This window comes from Paraburkholderia sp. J69-1, from assembly GCF_905220255.1.
Classification (GTDB): Bacteria; Pseudomonadota; Gammaproteobacteria; order Burkholderiales; family Burkholderiaceae; genus Paraburkholderia.
In genome coordinates this window covers 1-891 of sequence record NZ_CAJMZG010000074.1, presented here as the reverse complement: position 1 = coordinate 891, position 891 = coordinate 1, and the positions used below count along the sequence as shown (strand labels likewise).

Genomic DNA, 891 nt, shown 5'->3' with positions numbered 1-891 from the left:
CCGTTTTCCTTCATGACCTTGAGCGTCTTGTACGGCACGTTGGCTTTCGCATTGCACGACCACGTCATGCCGAGTTTGCCCAGACCGATTGCAATCGCTTCGGCGCGCGGCAGATCGTCGGTGAAGGTGTCGTCGTCGAACATCAGCTCTTTGACTTCGGGCATGTTCTCGCGAATCCACTTCGCTTCCGCGATCACGTTCTCCACCGAACGCGTGCGATAACGATGCCCGCTGACCGTCTGCGGCCACAGGCAGAACGTGCAGCGCGACTTGCAGCCCCGGCCCGTATAAACCGACACATACGGGTAGTTCAGATAGCCGATAAAGTAATTGTCAATCTTCAGATCGCGCTTGTAGATCGGCGCGACGAACGGCAATTCGTCCATGTTTTCGAGGATCGGACGCGCCTCGTTGTGTTCGATCGAGCCGTCTTTCGCGCGCCAGCTCAAGCCCTTGATTTCAGCAAACGGCTTGCCCTCGGCGATTTCCTTGCAGGTGAAATCGAATTCCTCGCGGCAGACGAAATCGATTGCTTCGGTGGCCGTGAGCGAGTTGTGCGGATCGACCATCACCTTCGCGCCCACCATGCCGACCAGCAGCGAAGGCTTGCGCTTTTTGAGGTCTTCGGCAAAGAGCGCATCGGTGGGAAACGACGGCGTGCTCGTGTGAATGAAGACGAGGTCATAGTCCTGCGCGATCTTCAGCGTCTCTTCGACGCCGATGCCATCCGCGGGCGCATCGAGCACGCGGCTGTCCGGCACGAGCGCCGCGGGCTGCGCGAGCCACGTGGGATACCAGAACGAGCGGATCTCGCGCTTCGCCTGATAGCGCGAACCCGCGCCACCGTCGAAGCCGTCATAGGACGGGGCCTGCAAAAACAGCGTTTTCATG

Annotated in this window: 1 protein-coding gene; it reads right to left on the bottom strand. The window is 59.5% G+C overall.

Annotation, left to right across the window (positions count from 1 at the left end; translation table 11 throughout):
- The coding region (locus tag U5A67_RS40415) for a radical SAM protein (RefSeq protein WP_321818829.1) at positions 1-890 on the bottom strand (890 nt) is incomplete at its 3' end.
- Position 891 lies beyond the last annotated feature (1 nt).